Origin of the sequence: Pseudomonas sp. MD195_PC81_125, from assembly GCF_014060985.1 — a bacterium.
Lineage (GTDB): Bacteria > Pseudomonadota > Gammaproteobacteria > Pseudomonadales > Pseudomonadaceae > Aquipseudomonas > Aquipseudomonas parakoreensis.
The window spans coordinates 1-8,847 of sequence record NZ_JABULD010000411.1 but is presented as its reverse complement, the minus strand read 5'-3'; the positions used below and the strand labels follow the sequence as shown (position 1 = coordinate 8,847).

The following is an 8,847-nucleotide window of genomic DNA, read 5'->3' as shown; positions in this document are numbered from 1 at the left end:
GCAAGCTTTTGATTCAGTTCGCCGATCTGTTCCATTGCGCAAACCTGCACTATTTACGATGCATTTATAGATAAATAATCAATGTGCATCGCATGCGATGCACTAATTGCCAAACTCTAGCTGAGTTTCTGATTACTTGCACGGCGCATTATTGGCTCAGGACAAAACCCAGCTCGAACACCGTCTCACTCGCATCACTGCTCACCCGCACCCGCCCGCCATGCAACTGCATGATCGACTGCACAATCGCCAGCCCCAGCCCACCCGAATCTCCAGGCTGCGCCCGTGAAGGGTCGACGCGATAGAAGCGGTCGAACAGTTTGCCCAGATGTTCTGGCGCAATCACCGGGCCGTGGTTGTGTACCTGCAACCAACACACACCCGCCTCATCACGGCGGCGCAGGCTGATCAGCGTGCCTTCATCGGCGTGGCGCACCGCGTTGGCCAGCAAATTACCCAGGGCGCGTTGCAGCAGTTGCTGGTCGGCCAACAGTTCGCCGTGCAGCTGGTTTTCCAGGCGCAACTGGCGATCATCGGCCAAGGCTTCGAAGTAATCGCACAGCTCGCTGCCGAGGCTGTGCAGATCCAGTGTTTGCAAGTCGAGCGCGCGCTCCGCCTGCTCGGCGCGGGCGAGGAACATCAGGTTTTCGGCCATGCGCTTGAGGCGTTCGAATTCTTCCATGTTCGAGGCCAGCAGCTCCTGATACTCCGCCGTGCTGCGCGGATGGTTCAGCGCCTGACCGTTGCTGGCGAGCAAGGTGTGCAACGGCGTGCGGATCTCATGGGCCAGATCGGCCGAAAACTGCGACAGCCGCTGCACGCTGTCGTCCAGCCGCGCGAGCATGCCGTTGAGCGCCTGCACCGGTTCGAGCAGTTCGGCGGGGGTGCCGCTGGCGGGCAGACGCTGGTCGAGGCTGCGCAGATCAATGCCGCGCACCGCCGCGCTTAACTGGCGCAACGGTTGCAGGCCACGGCGCAGCAGCACCAGCCCCAGCGCGAACGCCAGCAACGCACCGAGCCCGATGGCCAGGTACAGGCGCAAGCGATAACTGGCGAGCATCTGCTCGCGCTCAGTGAGCACCTTGCCGGCGATCACCGTCAGCGGTTCGCCGTTCGGCCCTTGGGCGTCACCGGACAACAGCGCCAGCTCGGCGCCGTCCGGCGCCTGCCAGGTCAGCACATTCCGACGCTGCGGTGTTCGCTCGCGCGCGATTGCGTTCAATGGCGGCAGCTCGCGTTGGCGCGGGTTGATTGCGATCACGTTCGAGCCATCGGCGCGCCGCACCAGCAACAGGCTGTCGAGGTTACCGAGCATGTTCTGATAGAGACGTGGGCGCGCCTGCAAGGCGCCGAGGCTGTCGCTGTCGGCGAGCAAGGCGCGCACTTGCTCCAGGCGGCCAAGCAACGCCAGATCATCCCGGTAGGCGATCTCCGAGCCGAGCGAGCGGTAGAGAAACACACCGATCGCACTCAACACCCACGCGCAGACCACGGCGAACGCCAGCGCCAGACGCCAGGCGATCGACCTAGACCGCATCGTCGGGCGCCTCCAGTTGATAGCCGACGCCGCGCACGGTGTGGATCAGTTTCGGCATGAACGGGTCATCGACCTTCGCCCGCAGGCGGCGCACCGCGACTTCGACCATGTTGGTGTCGCTGTCGAAATTGAGGTTCCACACCTGCGAAGCAATCAGCGTGCGTGACAACACTTCGCCCTGGCGGCTTGCGAGCAATTGCAGCAGGGCAAATTCCTTGTTGGTCAGGGCGATGCGCTGGCCGCCGCGACTGACCCTACGCCGCAGCACGTCGATTTCCAGATCAGCGATGCTGTAGGACTCGGCTTCGCGCAGCGGCCCGCGCCGTAGCAGCGTACGCACCCGCGCGAGCAGTTCGGCGAAGGCGAATGGTTTTAGCAGATAGTCGTCGGCGCCCAGTTCGAGGCCGCGTACGCGGTCTTCGATGGCATCCTTGGCGGTCAGGAACAACACCGGGGTGGCGCCGCGCTGGCGGATCAGTTGCAGCAGTTGCCAGCCATTGAGGCCCGGCAGCATCACGTCGAGGATGATCAGGTCGTAGGCCTGCTGCTCGATGAAATAGCGCCCATCAAGGCCATTGAGCGCCACATCCACGGCAAACCCCGATTCGCCCAGGCCCTTGGCCAGGAAATTCGCGGTTTTGGCTTCATCTTCTACGACCAGCAAACGCATGGCACACCTCGATTGATCAGGCACACAGGCTAGGCGCCTTCGACGGCGTTGCCCATTACAAACTTGTAATCCGACTGACGGGGTTCTGACGAAGAGCGCCGATTAAGGTGACGACCTTAGCTTTTGGAGCCTGTCCATGACCGTCAAATACCTTGCAGCCAGCCTCGCCCTCGGCCTCAGCGCCAGCGCTTTCGCCGCCCCTGAACTGCCGCGTCACGCTGACATCGACCTGAAAACCGCACGCCTGCTGGCCGACACAGCACTGAGCAATTGCACCGCGACGGTATCGGTGCTCGACCGTGGCGGCAACGTGCTGGTGACCCTGCGCGGCGACGGCATTGGCCCGCACAACACCGCGGCCAGCCAGCGCAAGGCTTACACCGCGCTGTCGACGAAAACCCCGACCCGGCTGTTCGCCGAGCGCGCCCGCAGCAACCCGGAAACCGCCAATCTCAACACCCTCGACGAGCTGTTGTTGCTCGACGGCGGGATCCCGTTGTTCGCCGGCAATGAGTTGGTCGGCGCCATGGGCGTGGCCGGTTCCGGCGGCGGCGAGCAGGACGAAAACTGTGCCATCAAGGCCGCCGAAAAGGCCGGCCTGCCCCTTACCCGTTCCCAATAAGGAGACTGACCATGACCACCCTGCGCATGACCTTCGCCGCACTCGGCCTGAGTGCCTTCTCCGGCCTGGCGCTGGCCGCCGGCAATCCACTGAGCGTGCACGTGCTCAACCTGGAAAACGGCCTGCCCTCCCCGGGCGTCAACGTGACCCTGGAAAAACACGTCGGCCAGAACTGGCAGCCACTGGCCCAGGGCACCACCAACGAGCAGGGACGCATCGCCGAACTGTTCCCGGCCAAACAGCCTTTCGAAGCGGGCGAATACCGGGTGGTGTTCAAGACCGGCGAGTATTTCGAGAAGAACAAGCGCGAGACGTTTTTCCCGGAGATCCCGGTGATTTTCCAGGTGAAGCAGACTGACCAGCACTACCACATCCCGTTGCTGCTCAGCCCTTACGGTTTCTCGACCTATCGCGGCTCGTAAGCCATACTCCTGCAGGTTCTGTGGTTTGCCTCAAAGATCATGGATAGTTGAGAACCCTGTGGGAGCTGGCTTGCCAGCGATGGCATCAGTTCAGCAAGCATGCATGTCGACTGATGCACCGCAATCGCTGGCAAGCCAGCTCCCACAGTGGAATGGTGTGAGTTTTCAGACAGTGGCGACGGCGCGCAATCGCTCGGCATCGAGAATCTCGATCTCGCCATACCCCAACCCGATAATCCCCTGCCCCTGTAAATCTTTGAGGATCTGATTGGTAGTCTGGCGTGACAGCGAGAGCATCGACGCCAGCTGTTCCTGAGGCAATTGCAGGACCCGGCGTGGCGCATCGATTTCACCGTAGCCTCGGCGATCATCAGCAATCGATGCGCCAGGCGAGCCGGGGCCGGCAGCAGGCTCAACTGTTCGAGGTTGATAAAGGTCAAGCGCAGTTTGTGGCTCATCAGCAATGCCAGATGGCGCCAGTACACCGGTTGTTCATCGAGGATTTTCAGCAGCGTGGCCTGCGGGATATTCAGCAGCGTGCACGGCCCGACTGCATACGCATCGTGAGTGCGTGGCTGACCGTCGAACAGGCAGATTTCGCCGAACCAGTGCGGTGCCTCCACCAGGCTCAGCAACGCCTCCTTGCCCTGCTCGCTCACCGCGCCGATGCGAATCGCGCCGTCGAGAACCGCGTACAACCCGCAGGGCGGATCACCGCGCTGGAACAAGCGCTGCCCCGCCGTCAGCCGCCGCTCCCGGGCCGCCGCCAGCAGACTATCCTGAAAGGATGTCGGCAGATGACTGAACCATTGCCCGGTCATCAGCCGTGAACGCTTATCCATCATGATCACTCCCAACTGTCGCCTGCCTGACAGAGCGAACACCGAACCCGAGGCATGCTGCACGCACCCTACAGGAGGAACAACAATGAAAAGCCTCGTCGACCATCTCAGTCAATACGCCGCCTACCACCGCGACCCGCGCAACATCGCCAGCCACTTTATCGGCATTCCGCTGATCGTGGTGGCGGTGGCCGTTTTATTGTCGCGACCAGCGTGGTCACTGGGCGGCTTGTGGATCTCTCCGGCGGTGCTCTTGGCGCTGGCCTCGGCATGGTTTTATCTGCGCCTGGAAGTGAAACTCGGCGTGTTGATGACGGTGCTGATGGGCCTGTCGGTCTGGGCCGGACATGCACTGGCGCAGCAGAGCACGATGGTCTGGCTCAGCAGCGGCTTGGCGATGTTTGTGATTGGCTGGGTGATCCAGTTTGTCGGGCACCACTACGAGGGGCGCAAACCGGCGTTTGTCGATGACGTCAGCGGGGTTGATTGTCGGGCCGCTGTTTGTCGTGGCCGAAGTGGCGTTCATGCTGGGAATGCGCCACGAGTTGAAAGCTCAGATCGAGGCGCGGGCGGGGGTGGTGCGGGTCAATCCGAATCGCGCAGCTGTGTAGACCGCTTTCGCGAGCAAGCTCGCTCCCACATCTGGAATGTATTTCCCTGTGGGAGCGAGCCTGCTCGCGAAGCTTTTGCTCTTATAGGCTGGCGACTTTCTGCCAGACCTTCGGCTTGAAGAACAGGGTTTCACCTTTGGCCAGTCCGATCAGGCTGTCGTGATCCTTCACCACTTCGGCCTCGATCAGGTCCGTTTGCCCTTCCACCTTCAACGTCACCCGTGTGGTCGCGCCCAGCGGCCGGATATCGCGCACTTCAGCGGCGTGGTGATCTTCCAGCTCATGTTTGGACAACGACACTTCGTGCGGACGGAACAGCACGTGGTTGTCGTCGCTGAGCAACAAGCGGTTGGAGTCGCCGAGGAAGTGATAAACGAAGTCGCTGGCCGGGTTTTCGTAGACGTCACCCGGTGAGCCGATCTGTTCGATCACGCCTTTGTTCATCACCACGATGCGGTCGGCGACTTCCATCGCTTCTTCCTGGTCGTGGGTCACGAATACCGACGTCAGGTTGATGTCTTCGTGCAGGCGCGCCAGCCAGCGACGCAGCTCTTTGCGCACCTTGGCGTCGAGGGCGCCGAACGGTTCATCGAGCAGCAGCACTTTCGGTTCAACCGCCAGCGCGCGCGCCAAAGCGATACGTTGACGCTGACCGCCGGACAGTTGCTCCGGGTAGCGATCGGCCAACCAGTCCAGTTGCACCATGTTCAGCAGCTCATGCACCTTGGTCGCGATCTGGCTTTCGCTCGGGCGCTGGTTTTTCGGTTTCATGCGCAGGCCGAACGCGACGTTGTCGAACACCGTCATGTGCCGGAACAGCGCGTAGTGCTGGAACACGAAACCGACGTTGCGATCACGCACGTCGTGGCCGGAGACGTCTTCGCCGTGAAACACGATGTTGCCCTGATCCGGGGTTTCCAGGCCGGCGATGATCCGCAGCAGCGTGGTCTTGCCGCAGCCGGACGGGCCGAGCAGCGCCACCAGTTCACCGCTCTGAATGTCCAGGCTGATGTTGTCCAGCGCCTTGAACGCATTGAAATTCTTGCTGACGTTACGCACTTCGATCGACATGAATTATTCCTCCGCGGCGCTGGCGCGCAGGCGGTTGATACGGTTTTCGCTCCACTGCTTGAGCAGCAGGATGAAGAGCGCCAGGATCAGCAACAGGCTCGCCACGGCGAACGCGGCCACGTGGTTGTATTCGTTGTAGAGGATCTCGACGTGCAGCGGCAAGGTGTTGGTCACCCCGCGAATGTGCCCGGAAACCACCGACACCGCACCGAACTCACCCATGGCCCGCGCGGTACACAACACCACGCCATAGATCAGGCCCCATTTGATGTTGGGCACGGTGACGTGCCAGAACATCTGCCAGCCGTTGGCGCCAAGCAGCCGCGCGGCCTCCTCTTCCTGCGTGCCCTGTTCCTGCATCAGCGGGATCAGCTCACGGGCCACAAACGGCACGGTGACGAAGATCGTCGCCAGCACAATGCCCGGCAGGGCGAAGACGATCTGGATGTCGTGATCCTGCAGCCACGGCCCGAACAGGCCCTGCGCACCGAACATCAGCACGTAGACCAGACCTGCGATCACCGGCGACACCGAGAACGGCAGGTCGATCAGCGTCACCAGCATGCTCTTGCCGCGGAACGAGTATTTGCTCACGCACCACGCGGCGCTGACGCCGAACACTAGGTTCAGCGGCACCGAAATCAGCACGGCGATCACCGTGAGTTTCAGCGCCGACAAGGCGTCCGGTTCAAAGATCGCGGTGAAGAATGCGCCGAGGCCATTCTTCAAACCCTGCGACACCACGATGAACAGCGGCAGTACCAGAAACAGGAAAAAGATCAGCCAGCCAAGGCCGATCAGGATTCTGCGCGAAGTGGCACTGCCACGCCGCGCAGCGTTGGCCGAGGACGCGGCCGCAATAGACGATTGGGACATGGTTCGCGCCTCCTTATGGGGTTTCGATGCGCCGCTGCAGCAAGTTGATCAGCAGCAACAGGACGAAGGAAACCACCAGCATCAGCACGCCGATGGACGTGGCACCGGTGTAATCATACTGGTCGAGTTTGACCATGATCAGCAGCGGCAGGATCTCGGTTTTCATCGGCATGTTGCCGGCGATGAAAATCACCGAACCGTACTCGCCGACACCCCGGGCAAAGGCCAGGGCAAATCCGGTGAGCCACGCGGGCAACAGCGCTGGCAGGAGGATATGGCGGAACACCTGCAACGGTTTCGCACCGAGGCAAGCGGCAGCTTCTTCGACTTCACGGGGAATGTCAGCCAGTACCGGCTGCACCGTGCGCACCACGAACGGCAAGGTCACGAACGTCAGCGCCAGAGTGATGCCCAACGGGGTGTAGGCGATCTTGAAACCGAGGTCGGCGGCAAACTGGCCAACCAGCCCGGTCGGGGTGTACAGCGCGGTCAGGGCAATACCGGCCACCGCCGTCGGCAGGGCGAACGGCAGGTCGATCATCGCGTCGATGACCTTGCGCCCCGGGAAGGTGTAGCGCACCAGCACCCAGGCCAGCAGCGTGCCGATGATGCCGTTGATGATCGCGGCACACAGCGCGGTGCCGAAGCTCAGCTTCAGAGCAGCCAGCACGCGCGGTGCGGAGATGATCGTCCAGAACTGATCCCAGGTGAGTTGGGCGGCGTGGACGAACATCGCCGCCAGCGGGATAAGCACAATCAGGCTGAGGTACACCAAGGTGTAGCCCAGCGTCAGCCCGAAGCCGGGTATGACGGGGGAGATACGACGCGACATAAAAGTCCTTGGTTAAAAACGCATCAATGTGGGAGCAAGCCCTGTGGTGAGGGGATTTATCCCCGACCGACTGCGAAGCAGTCGCAAAACCAGAGTTCGCGGTAGATTTGATTCACCGCAAAGGTCGGCGTTGGGGCTGCTGCGCAACCCATCGGGGATGAATCCCCTCACCACAAAGGCTCACTCCCACATCTCAAGTGCCTGAACTTCAGGCTCATTGTGGGTCAGATTACTGCGCCTGATAGATCTGGTCGAACACGCCACCGTCGTTGAAGAATTTCGGCTGCGCGGATTTCCAGCCGCCGAAGTCCTTGTCGATAGTCACCAGTTCCAGTTTCGGGAACTGCTGGGCGTACTTCGCCGCCACGTCCTTGTCACGCGGACGGTAGAAGTTCTTCGCGGCGATCTCCTGACCGGCCGGGCTGTACAGGTGCTTCAAATAAGCTTCAGCGATCTGCTCGTTGCCCTTTTTCTCGGCGTTCTTGTCGACCACCGCCACCGGTGGCTCGGCAAGGATCGACAGCGACGGCACGACGATGTCGAACTTGTCAGCGCCGCCGTCTTCTTTCAATGCCAGGAACGCCTCGTTTTCCCAGGCCAGCAACACGTCACCCTGACCGTTGTTGACGAAGGTGATGGTCGAGCCACGAGCGCCGGTGTCCAGTACCGGAACGTGCTTGAACAAGGTCTGCACGTACTCTTTGGCTTTTTCTTCGCTGCCGCCGTTGGCTTTCAGGCCGTAGGCCCACGCGGCGAGGAAGTTCCAGCGCGCACCGCCGGAGGTTTTCGGGTTCGGGGTGATCACCGAAACGTCGTTCTTGATCAGGTCGCCCCAGTCCTTGATGCCTTTCGGGTTGCCCTTGCGCACCAGGAACACGATGGTCGAGGTGTACGGGGTGCTGGCATCCGGCAGACGCTTCTGCCAGTCGGCAGGCAGAGTCTTGCCAAGCTTGGCGATTTCGTCGATGTCGCCGGCCAGCGCCAGGGTCACCACGTCGGCGCGCAGACCGTCGATTACCGCACGGCCCTGCTTGCCAGACCCGCCATGGGATTGCTGGATTTTCACGGTGTCGCCGGCGTGATCTTTCTGCCAGAACTTGATGAATTCGGCGTTGTAGTCCTGATACAGCTCGCGCGTCGGGTCATACGACACGTTGAGCAGTTCGTAATCCTTGGCAACTGCGGAACCGGCAAACACAGCGCTGGCCAGCGCGGCCAAAGCGTAACGGCGAATCGACGACATGGTGAAAGCTCCTGGAATTCTTGGTGGTGGCTTTTTCTTATGTATTTCGGAAATCGGGGTGCCGGTTCAAAGGTCGCAGCCTGCGGCAGCGCCTACACAGCCCCCTGTAGGAGCTGCCGCA

8 protein-coding genes and 2 pseudogenes are annotated in these 8,847 nt (G+C 61.5%); 3 read left to right on the top strand and 7 right to left on the bottom strand.

Annotation, left to right across the window (positions count from 1 at the left end; translation table 11 throughout):
• Window positions 1-148: 148 nt before the first annotated feature.
• Both HT737_RS16870 and HT737_RS16865 read right to left on the bottom strand, forming a co-directional pair.
• A complete protein-coding gene (locus HT737_RS16870) occupies window positions 149-1,537 on the bottom strand; it encodes a heavy metal sensor histidine kinase (RefSeq protein ID WP_182403349.1) in 1,389 nt (462 codons plus the stop codon).
• Complete coding sequence (locus tag HT737_RS16865; RefSeq protein ID WP_131670853.1) at window positions 1,527-2,207, bottom strand: heavy metal response regulator transcription factor; 681 nt, start codon at window positions 2,205-2,207, stop codon at window positions 1,527-1,529. The genes HT737_RS16870 and HT737_RS16865 overlap by 11 nt, the downstream gene beginning before the upstream one ends.
• A gap of 136 nt (window positions 2,208-2,343) precedes the next feature.
• On the opposite strand from HT737_RS16865, the gene HT737_RS16860 reads away from it, so the two are divergent.
• Both HT737_RS16860 and uraH read left to right on the top strand, forming a co-directional pair.
• A complete protein-coding gene (locus tag HT737_RS16860) occupies window positions 2,344-2,829 on the top strand; it encodes a heme-binding protein (RefSeq protein WP_182403347.1) in 486 nt (161 codons plus the stop codon).
• Between the two features lie 11 nt (window positions 2,830-2,840).
• A complete protein-coding gene (uraH, locus tag HT737_RS16855) occupies window positions 2,841-3,251 on the top strand; it encodes a hydroxyisourate hydrolase (protein WP_047290767.1) in 411 nt (136 codons plus the stop codon).
• A 165-nt stretch (window positions 3,252-3,416) separates the two neighbouring features.
• Here uraH and HT737_RS16850 read toward each other — a convergent pair.
• Window positions 3,417-4,093 (bottom strand): annotated as a pseudogene (locus HT737_RS16850) (Crp/Fnr family transcriptional regulator).
• An 85-nt stretch (window positions 4,094-4,178) separates the two neighbouring features.
• Here HT737_RS16850 and HT737_RS16845 point away from each other — a divergent pair.
• A pseudogene (locus HT737_RS16845) lies at window positions 4,179-4,704 on the top strand (DUF962 domain-containing protein).
• A gap of 81 nt (window positions 4,705-4,785) precedes the next feature.
• Here HT737_RS16845 and HT737_RS16840 read toward each other — a convergent pair.
• From HT737_RS16840 to HT737_RS16825, 4 genes are all read right to left on the bottom strand, one after another.
• The gene (locus HT737_RS16840) at window positions 4,786-5,775 is read right to left on the bottom strand and encodes a sulfate/molybdate ABC transporter ATP-binding protein (protein WP_047290764.1); all 990 of its coding nucleotides are present in this window, start codon (window positions 5,773-5,775) and stop codon (window positions 4,786-4,788) included.
• 3 nt (window positions 5,776-5,778) lie between these two features.
• On the bottom strand, window positions 5,779-6,651 hold the full coding sequence (gene cysW / locus HT737_RS16835; protein WP_007952817.1) for a sulfate ABC transporter permease subunit CysW: 873 nt from the start codon (window positions 6,649-6,651) through the stop codon (window positions 5,779-5,781).
• A gap of 13 nt (window positions 6,652-6,664) precedes the next feature.
• Window positions 6,665-7,483: a sulfate ABC transporter permease subunit CysT gene (gene cysT / locus HT737_RS16830; protein WP_007952818.1), complete on the bottom strand. Its 819-nt coding sequence runs from the start codon at window positions 7,481-7,483 to the stop codon at window positions 6,665-6,667.
• A 229-nt stretch (window positions 7,484-7,712) separates the two neighbouring features.
• Window positions 7,713-8,726 (bottom strand): sulfate ABC transporter substrate-binding protein, encoded by a 1,014-nt coding sequence (locus HT737_RS16825; RefSeq protein ID WP_047290763.1) that lies wholly within the window; start codon window positions 8,724-8,726, stop codon window positions 7,713-7,715.
• Between the last annotated feature and the right edge of the window lie 121 nt (window positions 8,727-8,847).